Raw genomic sequence first — 16,515 nt, 5'->3', positions numbered from 1 at the left:
CAAATAAAAATAGAAAAACCTGTTGGAATTGCTTCCAACCGGCGAACAGGAGTCATTTATATTTTTGCCACAATTCAGTTTGAAGAACGCTTTTTTTGCTGACTTCTTCCAATTTTAAAAATAACTTCCAAGGCATTGACAAGTGCATGTATTCATTTGGGATGAAGTGTTTTGTTTTTCTTTTGCCTGCAAAGTCAATTGGACTTAAAATCGGCTTTGGATCATCGCTTTCAGCTTGCTTGAATGTAAAGCTACCGATTGCCTGACATGATGATGCCTGTGGAGTTAAAAGATATGCTCCTTCTGTCCTGAATGATGTATTGATTTGGATTAGTGCAGTCAATTCAACAGGATTAACAGTAAAAATGACAGATTGTGGAATTTCACCTTCTTTCAAATCTTCAAGGCCTTTGAATATAACATAATCCTCAGTATCATAAATCGGGCGGTTTTTGATATTTTCTTTGGCGGTTTCAAAGTCAGTGAATATCCTTTCTCCTTCCCTGAACATTTCAGCAGTGTGCTTTTTCATGTAGCCTAATCTGGTTTCGTATTCCTCACGGTCGGGTGCGGATTCAACGCCGCAGGACAGGAATGTTGCCTGAAAATCAAGTGCATCCTCATCCTTAAATCCATCTCCCCAGCCAAAACCTGTAGCAAGCCCTCCGCAGGTAATGTTTTCACGGCCAAAGCAGCTGACTTTTCTTTTGGCTATTGTCTGTGCAATAAAACTCATTACACATCCGCCCTTTCCTTCTTTAGGTCCTATTGCATCTTCCGGTTTGGTGTTACTTTTAATCAGTACAATCGGTGGAAATCTGAAATCCATTTCTGTTACTATGTTGCTTTGCATATTAACTACCTCTGATAACAGATTTGTAGTTTAGAATTAATATTGATTTTGAAAAAGTTCCGGATTGTTAGGAATTTATTACATGATTCTTTCTTAATTTTGAAATTTCGAACGATTGAACAATTTTTAGATTATCATCTTATATCATTGTATATTTTTTACAGATTATTTTATATCTTTAAATCTACTAAAAGATTTCAAAAAACTACAACATTTATATACTACTTCTGCAAATTTAAGATAGGAATTCAAAAGAGGTGATAAAAATGCGTAAGATTACTATACTAGTATTAGCGTTAATCCTTGTTGGCATGCTGATCCCAGCAGGATTTTCAACTGATTCCAATGTTGTAATAACTTATGGTGAAACAACCTATGCAAATTCTGACTACAAATCTTTTGTTGACAATTTCTTTGTCAACCAGGCAAACGTTGATGTAAATAATGTTGGTGTAAAAACAATTACAGCAGATCAAGTAAATCAAATATCAGGTGGAATTACAGGAAAATATTACAATTCAAATCAAATATTGTCCTCAGCACTTGTAGATTTGAATGATAATGCTGATTTGAAAGTGAGCGTTGACAAATCAAAGATTACTACAATAACCGGTGACATGTACATTTCAGCTTTGAAATCAGCCGGAATTACCAAAGGTCACGTTTATGTAACAAGTCCTGTCCAAGCGACAGGTGAATCTGCCCTTGCAGGCATAATGAACTCTTATGAAGAAGTAACTGATGTTGAAATTCCAGACAGCGTAAAAGAGGCTGCAAGCGATGAAATATATACTGAAGCAGAAATAGTTGACAATTCAGACGTAAGCCCTGAAGAGCTATCTCAATTGGTGGATGAGGTAAAAGAGCAAGTTTCAAGTGATAACATTACAGATCACGACACAATCGTCAATATCATCAACAACTATGTTGAAAACAACAACATCAATATAACAAACTATGATATTGAAAACCTTGCCGATACAATTGAACAAGTGCAAAACGTTCAAGGGGATGTGAACTACTACAAAAATCAAGTAAGCGACATTCTAGGAGATACTTCAGCTAGCGGCTTTTCTCTTGACGGAATATTCGATTGGATTAAATCCTTTTTAAGTGGGATTTAAATCCCCTTTCTTTTTTTTATTTTAATTAGTTATTTAACACAAACTTTTTATTAATTTACTAATAAATTAATAACAAGGAGGTTTTCAATGACTAATCTAAGACATTGTCCTAATTGTGGAAGTGAACTTGATAGTGATAATGAATTTTGTAGCGAATGCGGTTATGATTTGCGAAATAATGTTTCATTTGAGCAAAAAAATACTCCGCTCGGATTTTTCGATAATCTAACACAGAAAACAAGCTTTCCAATTATTGTATTCTCATTTATAATCTTTGGAATATTCTTGTTCGTTGGTTCAATAATATGGGCTTCAGTAATGGCTAATGGTTCAATAGACTTTTTGACATATCTCCTATTGACAATAGCATTTTCAGTATTCTTTGCTGGTGTGTTTGTAGGATACTTCGGTTGCAAAGATCAATCATATGTGCTTCCTAATTTTTTAGTGCACATGGCAAGCATATACTCTGTTGTTTTATGCATAATAGGTTTTATATTCACATTCTTAATGGGAATTATAGGTATGTTAAGTTCAGTTTTGCCATTTGGTGATTCCAGTTCTTCTTATACTGGTGCATCCCAATCAACTGCTTCAAGTTATACTCCATCAATTGATTTAAGCGGATATCTTAAGATATTTATATTAATTCTATTAATTCCTGTTGCATCTTATTTAGGAATTTATCTGGGATATTTTTTAAAGAAAAATATCTAATTTTTTTCTTTTTTTGATTAATTTACAAAAATTAACCATTTAGTATATATACTATTTAAAAACATACATTAAATCATTAATAGATTCAATTAAATTAAACGCAGGTTTGATAATATGGTTAGATTTTCACAGACTCTTGGAGATGGGCAATCAAAAAACAGAGAAAAACCGTACGAACAACTCAAGGACAATCCTTATCGTATAAGTGAACAAAAACCTCCTCGTGTAGTTCAGATGGCAAGAGATGACAGATTCTATTCTCAACCTCCAAGGCAAGTTTACCAGCAAAAACCAATCTATCCTGAAGATAATTTCTACAGGCAGCCTCCAATGGAGGAACCAACAGAAATTGTCTTTGAAAAACCAATGATTGAAAGAGAATCTATCCAACCTGACTTATCAAAACCAGAATTAGAATTCCCTGCTGACCAGAACATCCAGTTCGGTGTTGAATATGCTCCAAATTCAAAACCTCCTGTAATCGGTAAGAACTACACCATCAGATCAAACTCAATTATCTATAATGATGTAGTCATTGGAGACAATTTCAGAACCGGGCACAATGTTGTCATAAGAGAAAATACCAACATCGGTGATGATGTTTTAATAGGCACCAATACCGTTATCGAAGGGGATGTAATCATCGGAAATGATGTCAGCATCCAGTCTAACGTATATATTCCAACCAATTCTGTAATTGAAGATAATGTATTTATCGGACCTTGTGCTTGTTTTACAAATGACAAATATCCTGTAAGGATCAATTATGAACTTCAAGGACCTAGGATAAGGCGTGGAGCTTCCATTGGAGGTAACACAACATTCCTGTCCAATGTTGAAATTGGAGAGGGTTCCATCGTTGCTGCCGGAGCTATTGTAATACATTCAGTTCCGCCATTTTATTTGGCTATCGGAACACCTGCACGTATCAAGCCGCTTCCGGATCATTTGAAAGTTCCTAACAGATTCTAATTTCTAAGGAGATTATATTATGGCTTTATATAAATGTAAGATTTGTGGATACACTATCGATGAAGATAACTACGAAGAAGGCTTGAATATTCCAAATGGAACCAAATTCGATGAGTTGCCATCTTCCTTCAAATGCCCTAAATGCCGTATGCCTAAGGCAATGTTTGAAAAATTAGAATAATTTTATATATTACAAAAACGTAAAATAATATTAATTAAATTATATAATTTAATACAACTTTTAAAGGAGATTGTTAAACATGGCAAAATTCAAATGTAAACTTTGCGGATACACAACTGAAGAATTTGAAGAATTACCTGAAGACTTTAAATGTCCTATGTGCGGCGCAACCGCTGACATGTTCGAAAAAGTGGAATAGGTGCTTTAAATGGCTTATGTCTGTAAAGTATGCGGATACGTTCTAGAAGAAGACGAATTACCAGAAGATTTCACATGCCCTGTTTGCGGCGTACCTGCTGCAAACTTTGAAGAAGCATAATCTTCTTCTTTTTTTTAATTTTTTTCCAAAAACTGTTTATTTTTAAAACCAACACTGATTTTTCCGGAGTATTTTTCAAATATTTTTAAAATATCCCTACCGTCTTTTGATACAATGTCATAGCTGACCTTATCGGTGTATTGCTTGTCAATGACTTCCAGATTGTTGTTTCTGACTTCCCCGTCAGCAATTTTGATTTCAGAGTATTCAAAGATGATTTCATAAACGTCATATTCTTCAATTTCAAGTATTTCAGCTTCACCGATAGCTTCCATAACTGATTTTGAATATGCCCTTACAAGGCCTCCGGCCCCAAGTTTGATTCCTCCGAAGTATCTTGTAACGACTGCGGTGACATTGTGAAGTTCGTTTTTCCTCAAGACGTTTATCATGGGTTTGCCTGCAGTTCCGCCAGGTTCGCCGTCATCGTCAAAGCCTTCCCCATCACTTACGATATATGCGGTACAGTTATGTGTTGCATCAGAGTACTGTTCATTTATTTTTCTAATTATCTCTTTTGATTCCGCTTTTGTGCTGGTTGGAAATAAGGAACAGATAAACTGAGATTTTTTGACATTTATTTCGCTTTGAGTTGCTTTTTTAATAGTTTTCATTGTATCAATATCTTTTTATATTAGTGTAGACATATTAATGTTAATTAATTTTATAAGGTGGTAAATTTGTCAAGTAGATCCGCTACAGTTTTAGTAATTTTCATAGTGGCAATAATTGCTTTCTGTTTGGCATGCGTTTTTGCATCCATGACAGGTCCAATATCAATTTTACCTAATGAAAGCGATAGTGGGGGAATTTTAGATAATCTTTCAGCCATTACTGATGGGACTGGAGACAGTGGGGAAAGCTATGGTAATCAGTATTCCGATGATTACAACCAGTATAACCAAGATTATTCATCTTCCGATGATTCTGATGTGGAAACTACAACAGATTCATCATCAGACACTAGTGATTCTGGAAGCCAAAGTTCTTCTTCTGATTCAGGTTCTAGCTCTTCATCAGAGAGTTCCGATGTAGAAACATATACTGAGACCACTACTTCTACTTCAAGTAATTCTTATTCATATGTTGAAACTACAACCGATGAATATTAAATTTTTATTTTTTAAAAGTCCAATAGCTTTTCGACATCAAGTATTACGGAGTTGATTGCTAAAGTAAACAGTCTTTCTCCGTATTCTTCATCCACATAAACGCCGTTTTCTTCAACGTCTATTGCACCTTCTTCAATGTTAGGGTCATCCAGACGGGCTTGCTTAAATCCATATAGGCCAACCTCTTCATATTCTCTAACGTTGGCTTGGTTTTCAACTTCGTTTTCGTCAATGATGCCTAAAACCTTAGCCATTGACAGCTCGCCGCTTCCGCCATGAGGACCTTCTGATGTGATTACCTTATTGTTGAATACGATGGCCAATTCGGTTTTGTCTTCAATTTCCCACAATTCTGTAACGAGAGGAATGTTTCCTCCATGAGCATTAACAATAACAACTTTTTCTATATCCAAGAATTCTTTAGCGGAATTGAGAGTATTGATCACGTTATCCTTTAAAACATCAAGGGAAACGTGCACTCCATGGTCAATAGTGTCCAGTTCGTAAGCTGGAAAGATTATTCCTAAAAATTTGGCTCCGGTTTTAAGAGATGCGTTAAATGCAATATATGCTGCAATTTTGGCGTCAGTGTCAATTGGAAGTGCAGGACCGTGGTTTTCCAAGTGTGATCCGAGAGCTATTATGCCGATTTTGTGAACGCCAGGGTCTCTGATTTTACCTGCTCTGTATCTTAATTCAGCCATATAATCACCTTATAGTTCGAAGTTCCAGATATCGTCACCGACATAGTGTTTTGTTGATACTGCCTTTCCGGAGTCATTTTCAACCATTTCTTCACCGCTGATTAGGCTTACTCCAATAGCAAGCGGTTTTCCATGAGTTTCATCTATGATTAGGACAATGTCTCCAGGCTCTACGCCTTCGCTTGCAGCTACGATTCCGGGACTCATTATGTCAGCACCGTTGCTTACGAATCTGATAGCTCCCATGTCTACTGTCACTGTTTTTGCATCGATTTCATTGGCAAGTGCCGCTTTGAGTGTTGGGAATGGCTTTTCATCAATCAATATGATGTATGGTTCGCCGTCCACCAGAATAAATGAATTAGGTTCTGCCTCAAGAATTTCTATATTTTTCTTTCCTTGAAGTAAATTGCCGTATTCACCTAATTCCTCTTTGATTTCTTTTATTTTCTTTTTTTTCAGGAAATTTCTTTTTTTAACTTTTATTGCCATGTTAATACCAGATATATTTTAATGATTAATATTTTATTTTATGAATAAATAAATCTATTTATTTATTAATTTAATTTTTCTTGCAGAATATTCATCGTTTCTCGAAAATACATATCTGCAGTCAATATTCTCGCCAAAATCCGCTATTATTATGGGAGGATCTTTTTTTGCATATTTAATCATTGCGCTTGCATTGTTGTCACTTAATTGCCTGATTGAAAAATCAATGATTTCAAGTTCTTCTGCACTGAATTTGAGTGTCGGAATTATGGTTGGGTAGTATTTGTGGATTGTTCTGTGATAATAAGGTTCTTTTCTTAAGAAGAGCTGTTTATTGGCTATTAATTCTTCTGTAATCTCCCTAAAATGTTTTGGCTCTATTCCCCTTTTTGATTTGATATATGTCTCTTTTGTAAGCAGCTGCCCGTAAAGTTCATAGTAATTAAAATCAATGAAGTACAATAAGCTGCAAAGGACAGTTTTTCCAAAATGCCGTTTATCGTAGGATTGGGATAATATGTACAGAATCAGGTCAATATATTTGTCTCGATTGAATTTCATGGTCGTGCCTGTGATGGTTGGGTGTGTATACTTTTGGTTATTTTGAGTTATAATTGAAGTGCGAGAGCATTTGAAAAATAATTTAAATAGTAGCAGTGTTAATAATTAGTATTGTTGTTATTTTTTCATTCTTTTTGCTTAAAATAAAGTAACATTTATATAGTAGGTTAGTTATAATTAATAGTATTAGTTTTAATTAGGTTTTGTCTTATCTTAACTTGATTATATTATGTCTAATAATGAGTGCTTTACTCTATTCATATTAAAAAACTAAAATTTATGATAATATAAGGTGATATAATGAGCGGACAAAATGTTCAAAGGCCACTTGACGCATTAGGAAAATCAGTAGACTCTCCAGTTTTAATCAAACTCAAAGGAGATCGTGAATTTAGAGGTATACTTAAGAGCTTCGATTTACACATGAACTTAGTTCTTAACGATGCAGAAGAGTTACAAGACGGAGAAGTCACTAGAAGACTCGGTGTTGTTCTCATTAGAGGAGACAATATTGTTTATATCTCACCATAAATATTATTTCATAATTATTAGAGATTATATTCTTAGGACAATTAAGGAGGTGTATCAATGTCAAAGGGAACTCCATCAATGGGTAAAAAGAATAAAAAGACCCATATCAGATGTAGAAGATGTGGTAGAAACACTTACCATATTCGTAAAAAAGTCTGTGCTTCCTGTGGATTTGGTAAATCTAAAAAATTAAGGAGATACAGCTGGCAAAATAAAAAACCAACTACTAGGCAAAGACTAGTATAGGCTGGTTTATTTTATGAAGATTATTTAATTAATCTTCTTCAAACTACTTTTTTTCACAAACTTCAAGATAATAATTTAACGGCTTTTTTTAGATAAGTATTTTAACAATCATGGTTATACTAGATTTAGTTATTAATTAAAAGAGGGGTTTATATGACTGATTTAGCTGACATCGCTCGTGAATATGATGTGGATTTGGAAAACTGTGTCGTTTTTGTAAGAGGAAATGATGACATATTGGCTGTTGACATCACTAATGCTGGAATCCGGCAGAGAAGTGACGATACAATGGGTTTTACATTTTCAATACCTCCAAAACAGGCATTGGCACTTGAGGAATATTTCAATAAATTCACAACCGGTGAAAAATTCTATTTTAATATTTCACAAACAGGCTATAGGCCGGTGTATTACAGGGGATTGTCCCCAATGACAAAAGAAGTAAGCAAGGAATATGAACCGAAGTTCAATATTACCCTGTTTGCACAAAAAGCTATTGTGGAGCCTGAAGATTCCTACTTTGCACCAACATGTGCGTGCTGTGAGTTTTGCCACATTGGATAGTGATTGAATGTTCGATTCTCAATTTTCAAATTATATTACAATAACCCGTAAAAAGACAAACGAGTCCATAAGATTGGATCAAAGAATGGTTAAAATAAGGGAAAATGAAAATGGTCTGATGGCGGTAAGCTATGTTGCGCCGGTTTTTGAAATAATGGATTTAGAGGTTTTTTTCGAGGAAGTGATTTCTTCTGAAAAATTCAATATGGATATCGGTGGAACTGGTGATTTTACTGTAAGCTTTAGAGGAATAGTGGATGGTAAGGGGAAAAGTCTCCCTCAAAACCTGGACCACAAGATTATTCTTCTTCAGGAGCCAACTTGCTTGGATTCAAGAGAGAATGTTCAGATTACCGGATTTTCGAAATTCAGACCAAGAAAACTGAATCAATGATTAATCATTTTTCTTAAAGTTCATCTTCAACTGCTTCCCATAAATCAACTGCCCAGCCTTGGGCTCCGTCAATTACCATATCCAGCAATCTTACTTTACCGTCTCTAAATCGGAACAGTCTGTAGTCTTGCTGTGGCTTTTTGGCGCTGCCTTCCTTATTGCAGTCGAGATAGATTCCTTCATCATAGTTTTCTTCAAAGTTTCCTGCATGAACAAAATCTCCAACAAGGGAGTACCCGTTTTTAACGCTTTTGTCCAGTTTCACTACTGTTTTTAGCCATCCGCCTTGTGCTCTGAATTTTATGTCTGGATCGATTTTTGTTATTTCTTCTTGCCAATTTATAATCATATTACCAAATCCTTTTTAGTTTTAGTTTGATTGAAGCAGTTTATAAACAAAAGGCGAGAGAGCATTTGAAAAGAAATATATAACAATAGTTATATACATGGAGATATAATTAGTTATATATAAGTAAAATTCCAAAAGTAATAATATATTATTTAATCTATCTCGGGCTTTACTTATGAATTTATTTGAAAAATTTAATATAAAAACTGAAAACGAACATTTATATGAAATAGCATTTACACATGGTTCCTATTCAACTTATGAGGACTTGGATTACAATTACGAAAGATTGGAGTTTTTAGGCGACTCAGTTTTAAGTGTGATTGTATCTGAATATTTATATGAAAAATATCCTCATTATGAAGAAGGTAAATTAACAAAATTAAGGGCGAATTATGTTTGCCAATCTGCATTAATTTATTATTCTCATGAATTGGGACTTCAAGAATATCTTAGGGTAGCGGCTGATGAATCGAATCTGACTAAAAATGAAATATTGTCAATTACGGCAGATATTTTTGAGTCATTCCTAGGTGCAATATTCCTGGATCAGGGAATGGATTTTGCAAAAGATTTTGTATCTAAAATAATTTTTAAATACATTGATGAAAATAAGATATTCTTTGCAGATTATAAATCCGCAATGAAGGAATATGGCGATGCAAAAGAATTGGATATTTCATATGAAGTTTTGGAAGAATACGGCGTGCCACATGATAAGACATTCATCATATCTATTCTGATTGATGGTGTGGAAATGGGCATTGGAAAAGGAAAGAATAAAAAAGAAGCAGAACAAGCAGCTGCTAAAGTGGCTATGGAAAAACTAAATATTAAGGTGTTTTAAATGAATAAAGAATCTGTAGGTATTGTTGAAACCAAATCTCTTAATATCTCAGAACAGATTGTGTTAGATAGTGGACAGACTCTTGAGGGGGTCACTGTCGCTTATGAAACTTATGGAGAACTCAACAAAGAGAAATCAAATGCCATTTTAGTCTGTCATGCTTTAACTGGTGATGCTCATGCGGCAGGATGGCATGAAGGAGATAAGAAACCCGGATGGTGGGAGATAGTAATTGGTCCGGGCAAAGCACTTGACACTGAGAGATATTTCATAATTTGTTCTAATGTATTAGGGGGTTGTAAAGGAACAACCGGACCTAGTTCCATTAATCCGAAAACAGACAAGGAATATGGTCTTGATTTTCCGGTAATTACAATTAGCGACATGGTTAAGGTTCAAAAGAAGTTGGTTGAATACTTTGAAATCAGCCAATTATATGCTGTCATTGGAGGATCAATGGGTGGAATGCAGGTTCTTGAATGGATGGTATCATACCCTAAAATGATGAAAAAGGCAATTCCAATAGCAACTGCTGCAATGTCTTATCCTCAACAGATTGCATTTAATGCAGTCGGTCGCCAATCAATCTTTTCAGATCCTAATTGGAATGGGGGAAATTATTATGAAACCGGTAAAATTCCAAGAAATGGATTGTCCTTAGCCCGTATGATTGCCCACATTACTTATCTAAGCGATGAATCAATGGACATTAAATTTGGACGTGGTCTTCAGGATAAGGATGAAATCAGTTATGATTTTACATTGGACTTCCAAGTTGAAAGTTACCTAAAGCATCAAGGAGAAACATTTGTAAAACGTTTTGATGCTAACAGTTATTTATACATTACAAAGGCTGTAGATTTATTTGATTTATCAGTTAATGGCTCTTTAATTGATGGTTTAAAGGATGTGGAGGCTAAAATTGAAGTGATATCTGTGGATTCAGATTGGTTATATCCAACAGAACAAAGTACCGAGATTGTCACAGCTCTTAACGCTAACGATGTTGAAGTGTCATTTTCAGAGATAAAATCCAATTATGGTCATGATGCATTTCTTCTTGAAAAAGGCCAGCTTAATTACATTTTTGCTAACTTCCTGTCTGATAATGTTGTTGAAGACTTGATGATGGAAGAAATAGCTACAATTAAAGAAACTGCTGATGTTACTGAAGCAGCAAAACTAATGTTGGATAAGCATGTAACTCATATTCCAGTTGTAACAGATGATTATAAGCTAATTGGAATTGTTACAAGTTGGGATTTATCAAAATCAATTGCTACTGGTTCTAATCAGCTAAAAGACATAATGACAAAAACAGTTAAATATTGTCATGCCGATGATCCGATTGATGAGATTGCCCGTAAAATGCGTAAATCTGATATATCATGTCTTCCGGTTGTTGATGAAGACATGAAAGTCCTTGGTCTTATTACAACAGACCAAATAAGTAATTTACTCAGTTAAATTACTTCTCTTTTTTAATTTTTGGAGTCGTTACTATTTCTCGTAAATCTAAGTTCATTGAAGGTGCTAAAAAGGGTATTCCGATTACTTTCGGTTATGTTCCGATGGGAATTGGGTATGCCGCAATTGCAATAAAAGCAGGAATGACTCCACTTCAGACAATTTCAATGTCCTTTTTAGTTTATGCTGGAGCAGGACAAATTATTGCGGCATCAATGGTGTTAAGTGGTGCAACTGCAATGGCAATTATTTTAACTAATTTTGTTGTTAATTTAAGGTATTTTGTAATGTCAACATGTGTTTTAAATCAGATTGAAGATTCAAATACTCCTTTAAATATATTGGCGGCTCATGTTACTGTTGATGAATCATTTGCAATGTTTTCACTTTCAGAAGAATCATCAATTTGGATATATCTTGGAATTGCAATAACTGCATGGTTGAGTTGGTGTTTAGGAGCGGGAATCGGCGTGTTTTTACTGGACCTGCTTCCGGTTATTGTAACAAATAGCTTTAACATTTCTCTTTATGCGTTATTTGTAGCTATTTTAACACCCGCAATTAAGGAAAACAAACAGATTGCTCTTCTAGTTTTGATAACTGCTATTTTAAATATTGTTTTAGGACAATTCTTGGGAAATTGGTCTTTAATAGCATCAACTCTTATTGGTGCCTTGATTGGAATGTATCTTGTTGATGATGAATATGTGCTTGCAGGTGATGCCTAATGGATTATGTCAATATGGTGATTTTAGGCTGTGCAATTGTAACTTTTGTCCCTAGATTAATCCCTGCATTATTCATTGATAAGTTAAATTTCAGTCCTAAATTTGAAAAATTCTTGAATTTGATTCCATACACAGCTCTTGCAGCTTTAATATGTCCTGGCGTTTTAACGGTGGATGGTCAATTATGGTATATTGGTTTAATTGGAGCTATTGTAGCCGCAGGTCTTGCTTGGAAAAAAGTGCCTATGGGCGCTATTGTAATTATAACAGTTATTGTTTTGATTAGTGTTTATTCAGTTGTTCCGTTTTTTTAAAATTAGTGTTTTAGCCCAAGCAGACATTGGAGGAAAAAAGGGTTGATAATTGCATGAGTATAATTTTTCTCTGCTTGGAACTATTTTTTGTAACACAAACTGTTATAGTTATGTTACATATGTTAAAGATGTCTTACCTAATATATAAATGTTTCGTTTTTTATTTTTTCATTAAAAAAGCAATTATATCTTTTTATATTTTATCTAACAATTAAATTATCATTATAATTAATATTCAAATATTAAAATAAGTTGTTAAATATAAATTAATCATTAAAAATCTTTATTTTGTTATTTAAACTAATTTAATCAAATTTATTTATTACCGTAAAGTTTATATACTATGTAATGTAACATTAACATAAGTAATTAGATTTTAACATAATTACTTCAGTACTTAAATAATTTTGCAAAATTCAACATTATTTATGGGGATATTATGAGAACCATGATTAAATATTTAAGACAAGAGCTCAAAATGAGCCAAAAAGAACTTGGGGATAAGGTTGGAGTTACCCGTCAAACCATTAATGCGCTGGAAAATGGTAGGTATAACCCATCTTTATTTTTAGCATATGAAATAACCCAAGTCTTCAATAAAATGTTGTTCAAAGGTGATCGGGAAAAATATTTCGTTATGGAAGAAATATTCATCTTTGATGATGATTACTATTAGGAGTTAAAAAAATGATTTTGGATATATATAAAGATGCACTAGAATATTCAGCTAAAGACTGGAAAACATTAGTGATATTAGGTGTAATTTGCCTATTTAGTTTTTTATTGTTGCCTGTGTTCTTACTTACAGGTTATAATTACAGAGTTATCAATACAGCGGTTCACGGAATTATCAATGGAAGGGATCCATTGCCTGATTTCGAAGACCTCATTGACATGTTTGTGGATGGAGTAAAGGTTGTGATAGTCCAATTCGCATACGTTATCGTTCCGGTATTGGTATTTTTAATATTTGCAATCATTGCAAGTGCCGTTGAAGGGGTTGCATCCACTGCCATAATGATTATCGGATGCTTAATAACTTTTGCACTGCTTATAGTTGCATGCTTGATGGAGCAAATGGCAATCTGTCATATGGCACACAATGACGGTTCATTTTCCAAAGCGTTTGCATTAAGGGAAATCAAAGAGGCAATAGATGAAATCGGTTGGTTTAACTGCATTGCAACTTATTTGGGCCTAATTATAATAACATTGGTCATATCAGTTGTTGTAACTGCAATCATCTATGCAATATTTACTGTATTCGGCATTTCTGGATTTGCCTTAGGCGTTGATGCAAGTGGTGTATTTGCTTTAGGAATATTGATTAATTCATTAGTAACAATGTTCATTGTAGGACCTTACTTAAGCATATTCAATGCAAGATCCATTGGACTGTTATACTCAATGCAACTATAAGGTGATTATATGGCAAGCATAACTGATTGTGTCGTTGAAGGATTGAAATATCCTTTCAATGACCTTAAAAAGCTTTTAGGATTCGGTGTTCTATTTGCATTATTAAGTGCATTGTCAACATTTATCAGTGTCAAATCATTTGACATTTTCAGGACTACCGTGCACACGGTCGAACAATATAATATTACAGCGTCACATCTGTCATTTGCACAATTGCCTGCCGGTGATATTAATCTTGTAGCCGGTTTGACTATTGTTAGCTTTATTATCTCATTGTTTATATTTGGATATCAATATGATATCGTAAAATTCTCAATCGATAAAAAAGAAGATCTTCCGGGATTCAGTGACATATTAGGATTGTTTATCAAAGGAATCAAATATTTCCTTGTAATTGTGGCATATAATATCATTCCTGTCATTGTATTGGTAGGTGGAATATCATTGGTGGGCGATTCATCAGTATTGCCTATTGTTGTCCTGATTTCAGTATTCTTATTCATAATTGCATATTTCCTCCTGGTTATGGCATTAAACAATATGGTCGCACACGACAGCATTAAAAAAGCATTTGACATGCATGAAATCATCGGCAATATCTCTAATCTTGGATGGGGAAAATACATAGGCATAATCATCTTTACACTCATCGTATACATGATTATTATGGTCGCCGTAAGCTTCGTATTAAGCTTTGTAAGTGCAATATTTGCTGCAACAATATCCAATCAGGCTTTAATCATAGCATATTTCATTGCAATAATCGAAGGATTGTTCATAGACTCTTATGGAGCAATATTCTACAATAGGGTCTGCGGATCAATATACCGGGAATCAATAAAATAATTAAATTAATAGGGGTGTTATTTTGAATTCAAAAATATTAGGCATTCTTTTAGCTTTATTGGCTATCACTATGGTAATTTCAACTGCAAGTGCAGTTGATTTGGTGAAGGGCATTGATAACGATAATTTTGGAATTGACGTTATTCCAGGCGCAAATTTCGATGAAAGTGTAAATATCGCACTTGGCGATATGGATTTGGCAATTTTTGAAAATTCAGGAAACAATTCCGGCGATGTGGATTCCATAATTTACTTTAAGGATTCTTCAGCTAACAAAAACGAGATAGATGGATTCATTGAAGATTTGGAAAGAGACGGGAAAAAAGTTGAGGAAACTGACAAATATGTAGTATTAGAAAATAATCAAAATTTCGTTGATTTTGATTTTGCAAATGATCTTGACAGCTTCTTTAACATGGTCGATGATTTCTTTTCATCTGATAAAGATCTAAATCTTTCTGCAGATGGAAATTCAGTTTCATTATCTGATAAGGGTTTGGAAGTTTCTGATGCAGATGGTGAAAACGTATCCATCACCACTGAGGGAGTAAGCGTTTCAAGCGGTAATTCCTCAGGCAATGAAACTGTCAATGTTTCCAATGATGTTGATGTGAATTCAGAAATTGAAAATTCTGATTATTCAATCTATTTGAAAAATCAGGATAATGACAAAGTTATTGTCATATCTGGAAACAATTTGGAATTGCTGAAGGTAATGGCCGAAACAGTGTCTTTTAATTAGAATAAAACTTTTTATTCTAATTTATATTTTTTAATTTTTTAGGAGGTTTTTTATCATGGCAGACTACGTCATCGAAACAAACAACTTGTCAAAAATATATTCCAAAAATAAGGTTGTGGATTCTGTAAACATGCATGTTGAAAAGGGAAAAATCTATGGTCTTTTGGGAAAGAATGGGGCTGGCAAGACCACTACAATGTGCATGCTTCTAAATCTTGTGTATCCGAGCAGCGGTGAAGTACTTCTTTTTGGAAAAGATCCAAGAGAACACTCAAATGAAGTATATTCCAATGTGGGTTCCATCATTGAAACTCCAGGGTTTTATGAGAACCTGACTGCATATGAAAATTTAAAGATTATCTCCAAACTAAGGGGAAATTACAATCCAGTCAATATAAGATTGGTTTTGGAAATGGTCAATCTTGAAAATGCAAAATCAAAGAAATATAAGGAATTTTCATTAGGAATGAAGCAGCGTCTGGGAATTGCAGCAGCCATTATGCACAATCCTGAATTGCTGATTTTGGATGAGCCCATCAACGGCCTTGATCCTTTTGGAATAAAGGAAATCAGAACATTGCTTAAAAGATTATCCCATGAATTTGGAATAACCATCTTGATTTCAAGCCATATTCTAAGCGAAATAGAAAATATTGCAGATGTCATCGGATTTATGGATAACGGCGTTCTAATTGATGAAATGACAAGGGAAGATTTGAACAATAAACTGAATAAGTTTGTAGAATTTGAAGTGTCAGATGTTGATTTGGCCTGCAGGATTCTTGGAAAATTGGAACTTAAGGAAAATTCTGGTTTTACAAAAGATGGAAATATTATTCGTTTGTATTCTAATTTAGAGTTAAGGGATAAGTTCAATGCATTGTTTGTCAATGCGGGAATTGATGTGAAAAAGGTCAACTTATGCGAAGAGAATTTAGAGGACTTTTTTACACGAATTATAGATAATACTTAAGGTGATTTAATGTTAACTTTTCTTCAGATGGAATTTTTAAAGCTCAAAAGATCAAATATC

General features: G+C 34.1%; 26 protein-coding genes. 20 read left to right on the top strand and 6 right to left on the bottom strand.

Annotation, left to right across the window (positions count from 1 at the left end):
- Positions 1 to 52: 52 nt before the first annotated feature.
- Positions 53 to 853, bottom strand: coding sequence for a DUF169 domain-containing protein (locus tag ACJROP_RS07020; protein WP_406534763.1), 801 nt, complete (start codon positions 851 to 853; stop codon positions 53 to 55).
- A 266-nt stretch (positions 854 to 1,119) separates the two neighbouring features.
- On the opposite strand from ACJROP_RS07020, the gene ACJROP_RS07015 reads away from it, so the two are divergent.
- The 6 genes from ACJROP_RS07015 to ACJROP_RS06990 all read left to right on the top strand — a co-directional run bounded on the left by ACJROP_RS07015 (position 1,120) and on the right by ACJROP_RS06990 (position 4,166).
- Positions 1,120 to 1,977: a DUF1002 domain-containing protein gene (locus ACJROP_RS07015; protein WP_406534762.1), complete on the top strand. Its 858-nt coding sequence runs from the start codon at positions 1,120 to 1,122 to the stop codon at positions 1,975 to 1,977.
- A gap of 87 nt (positions 1,978 to 2,064) precedes the next feature.
- Positions 2,065 to 2,694 (top strand): zinc-ribbon domain-containing protein, encoded by a 630-nt coding sequence (locus tag ACJROP_RS07010; protein ID WP_406534761.1) that lies wholly within the window; start codon positions 2,065 to 2,067, stop codon positions 2,692 to 2,694.
- Between the two features lie 366 nt (positions 2,695 to 3,060).
- The gene (locus ACJROP_RS07005; protein WP_406534779.1) at positions 3,061 to 3,666 is read left to right on the top strand and encodes an acyltransferase; all 606 of its coding nucleotides are present in this window, start codon (positions 3,061 to 3,063) and stop codon (positions 3,664 to 3,666) included.
- Positions 3,667 to 3,685: 19 nt separating this feature from the next.
- Positions 3,686 to 3,847, top strand: coding sequence for a rubredoxin (locus tag ACJROP_RS07000; RefSeq protein WP_406534760.1), 162 nt, complete (start codon positions 3,686 to 3,688; stop codon positions 3,845 to 3,847).
- Positions 3,848 to 3,926: 79 nt separating this feature from the next.
- On the top strand, positions 3,927 to 4,046 hold the full coding sequence (locus ACJROP_RS06995; protein ID WP_292750918.1) for a rubredoxin: 120 nt from the start codon (positions 3,927 to 3,929) through the stop codon (positions 4,044 to 4,046).
- Between the two features lie 9 nt (positions 4,047 to 4,055).
- Positions 4,056 to 4,166 (top strand): rubredoxin-like domain-containing protein, encoded by a 111-nt coding sequence (locus ACJROP_RS06990; protein ID WP_406534759.1) that lies wholly within the window; start codon positions 4,056 to 4,058, stop codon positions 4,164 to 4,166.
- A 14-nt stretch (positions 4,167 to 4,180) separates the two neighbouring features.
- Here ACJROP_RS06990 and ACJROP_RS06985 read toward each other — a convergent pair whose 3' ends face one another.
- Positions 4,181 to 4,780 (bottom strand): YigZ family protein, encoded by a 600-nt coding sequence (locus ACJROP_RS06985; RefSeq protein ID WP_406534758.1) that lies wholly within the window; start codon positions 4,778 to 4,780, stop codon positions 4,181 to 4,183.
- A 66-nt stretch (positions 4,781 to 4,846) separates the two neighbouring features.
- Between ACJROP_RS06985 and ACJROP_RS06980 the strand changes: the two genes are divergently transcribed.
- Complete coding sequence (locus ACJROP_RS06980; protein WP_406534757.1) at positions 4,847 to 5,278, top strand: hypothetical protein; 432 nt, start codon at positions 4,847 to 4,849, stop codon at positions 5,276 to 5,278.
- Between the two features lie 11 nt (positions 5,279 to 5,289).
- Here the strand turns inward: ACJROP_RS06980 and arfB are convergent, their stop codons facing one another.
- Genes arfB through ACJROP_RS06965 form a run of 3 tightly spaced genes read right to left on the bottom strand, consistent with a single transcriptional unit; the run spans position 5,290 to position 7,035 of the window.
- Positions 5,290 to 5,982: a 2-amino-5-formylamino-6-ribosylaminopyrimidin-4(3H)-one 5'-monophosphate deformylase gene (arfB, locus tag ACJROP_RS06975; protein ID WP_406534756.1), complete on the bottom strand. Its 693-nt coding sequence runs from the start codon at positions 5,980 to 5,982 to the stop codon at positions 5,290 to 5,292.
- A gap of 9 nt (positions 5,983 to 5,991) precedes the next feature.
- Positions 5,992 to 6,474: an RNA-binding protein gene (locus ACJROP_RS06970; RefSeq protein WP_406534755.1), complete on the bottom strand. Its 483-nt coding sequence runs from the start codon at positions 6,472 to 6,474 to the stop codon at positions 5,992 to 5,994.
- Positions 6,475 to 6,528: 54 nt separating this feature from the next.
- Positions 6,529 to 7,035, bottom strand: coding sequence for a type II toxin-antitoxin system antitoxin SocA domain-containing protein (locus ACJROP_RS06965; protein ID WP_406534754.1), 507 nt, complete (start codon positions 7,033 to 7,035; stop codon positions 6,529 to 6,531).
- Positions 7,036 to 7,335: 300 nt separating this feature from the next.
- Between ACJROP_RS06965 and ACJROP_RS06960 the strand changes: the two genes are divergently transcribed.
- From ACJROP_RS06960 to ACJROP_RS06945, 4 genes are all read left to right on the top strand, one after another.
- Positions 7,336 to 7,566 carry an LSm family protein gene (locus ACJROP_RS06960; protein ID WP_116591755.1) on the top strand — a complete coding sequence of 77 codons (231 nt, stop codon included), beginning with the start codon at positions 7,336 to 7,338 and terminating at the stop codon, positions 7,564 to 7,566.
- Between the two features lie 57 nt (positions 7,567 to 7,623).
- On the top strand, positions 7,624 to 7,812 hold the full coding sequence (locus ACJROP_RS06955; protein ID WP_067042784.1) for a 50S ribosomal protein L37e: 189 nt from the start codon (positions 7,624 to 7,626) through the stop codon (positions 7,810 to 7,812).
- Between the two features lie 153 nt (positions 7,813 to 7,965).
- Positions 7,966 to 8,376 carry a hypothetical protein gene (locus ACJROP_RS06950; RefSeq protein WP_406534753.1) on the top strand — a complete coding sequence of 137 codons (411 nt, stop codon included), beginning with the start codon at positions 7,966 to 7,968 and terminating at the stop codon, positions 8,374 to 8,376.
- A gap of 7 nt (positions 8,377 to 8,383) precedes the next feature.
- Positions 8,384 to 8,770 carry a hypothetical protein gene (locus tag ACJROP_RS06945; RefSeq protein WP_406534752.1) on the top strand — a complete coding sequence of 129 codons (387 nt, stop codon included), beginning with the start codon at positions 8,384 to 8,386 and terminating at the stop codon, positions 8,768 to 8,770.
- Between the two features lie 13 nt (positions 8,771 to 8,783).
- Here ACJROP_RS06945 and ACJROP_RS06940 read toward each other — a convergent pair whose 3' ends face one another.
- A complete protein-coding gene (locus tag ACJROP_RS06940) occupies positions 8,784 to 9,119 on the bottom strand; it encodes a hypothetical protein (RefSeq protein ID WP_406534751.1) in 336 nt (111 codons plus the stop codon).
- A 175-nt stretch (positions 9,120 to 9,294) separates the two neighbouring features.
- On the opposite strand from ACJROP_RS06940, the gene rnc reads away from it, so the two are divergent.
- From rnc to ACJROP_RS06895, 9 genes are all read left to right on the top strand, one after another.
- A complete protein-coding gene (gene rnc / locus ACJROP_RS06935; RefSeq protein ID WP_406534750.1) occupies positions 9,295 to 9,966 on the top strand; it encodes a ribonuclease III in 672 nt (223 codons plus the stop codon).
- Positions 9,967 to 11,433: a homoserine O-acetyltransferase gene (locus ACJROP_RS06930; RefSeq protein ID WP_406534749.1), complete on the top strand. Its 1,467-nt coding sequence runs from the start codon at positions 9,967 to 9,969 to the stop codon at positions 11,431 to 11,433.
- Positions 11,434 to 11,450: 17 nt separating this feature from the next.
- Positions 11,451 to 12,161, top strand: coding sequence for an AzlC family ABC transporter permease (locus tag ACJROP_RS06925; protein ID WP_406534778.1), 711 nt, complete (start codon positions 11,451 to 11,453; stop codon positions 12,159 to 12,161).
- On the top strand, positions 12,161 to 12,475 hold the full coding sequence (locus ACJROP_RS06920; protein WP_406534748.1) for an AzlD domain-containing protein: 315 nt from the start codon (positions 12,161 to 12,163) through the stop codon (positions 12,473 to 12,475). The genes ACJROP_RS06925 and ACJROP_RS06920 overlap by 1 nt, the downstream gene beginning before the upstream one ends.
- 439 nt (positions 12,476 to 12,914) lie before the next feature.
- Positions 12,915 to 13,151, top strand: coding sequence for a helix-turn-helix transcriptional regulator (locus tag ACJROP_RS06915; RefSeq protein ID WP_406534747.1), 237 nt, complete (start codon positions 12,915 to 12,917; stop codon positions 13,149 to 13,151).
- Between the two features lie 11 nt (positions 13,152 to 13,162).
- Positions 13,163 to 13,894 (top strand): DUF4013 domain-containing protein, encoded by a 732-nt coding sequence (locus ACJROP_RS06910; RefSeq protein ID WP_406534746.1) that lies wholly within the window; start codon positions 13,163 to 13,165, stop codon positions 13,892 to 13,894.
- 9 nt (positions 13,895 to 13,903) lie between these two features.
- Positions 13,904 to 14,740, top strand: a complete 837-nt coding sequence (locus tag ACJROP_RS06905; RefSeq protein WP_406534745.1) for a DUF4013 domain-containing protein — start codon at positions 13,904 to 13,906, stop codon at positions 14,738 to 14,740.
- A 22-nt stretch (positions 14,741 to 14,762) separates the two neighbouring features.
- A complete protein-coding gene (locus tag ACJROP_RS06900) occupies positions 14,763 to 15,482 on the top strand; it encodes a hypothetical protein (protein ID WP_406534744.1) in 720 nt (239 codons plus the stop codon).
- 55 nt (positions 15,483 to 15,537) lie between these two features.
- A complete protein-coding gene (locus ACJROP_RS06895; protein ID WP_406534743.1) occupies positions 15,538 to 16,455 on the top strand; it encodes an ABC transporter ATP-binding protein in 918 nt (305 codons plus the stop codon).
- Positions 16,456 to 16,515 lie beyond the last annotated feature (60 nt).

Source organism: Methanobrevibacter sp. (assembly GCF_045220775.1).
Lineage (GTDB): Archaea > Methanobacteriota > Methanobacteria > Methanobacteriales > Methanobacteriaceae > Methanocatella.
The sequence above is the reverse complement of the archived record's forward strand: the minus strand, read 5'-3'. Positions and strand labels throughout refer to the sequence as shown.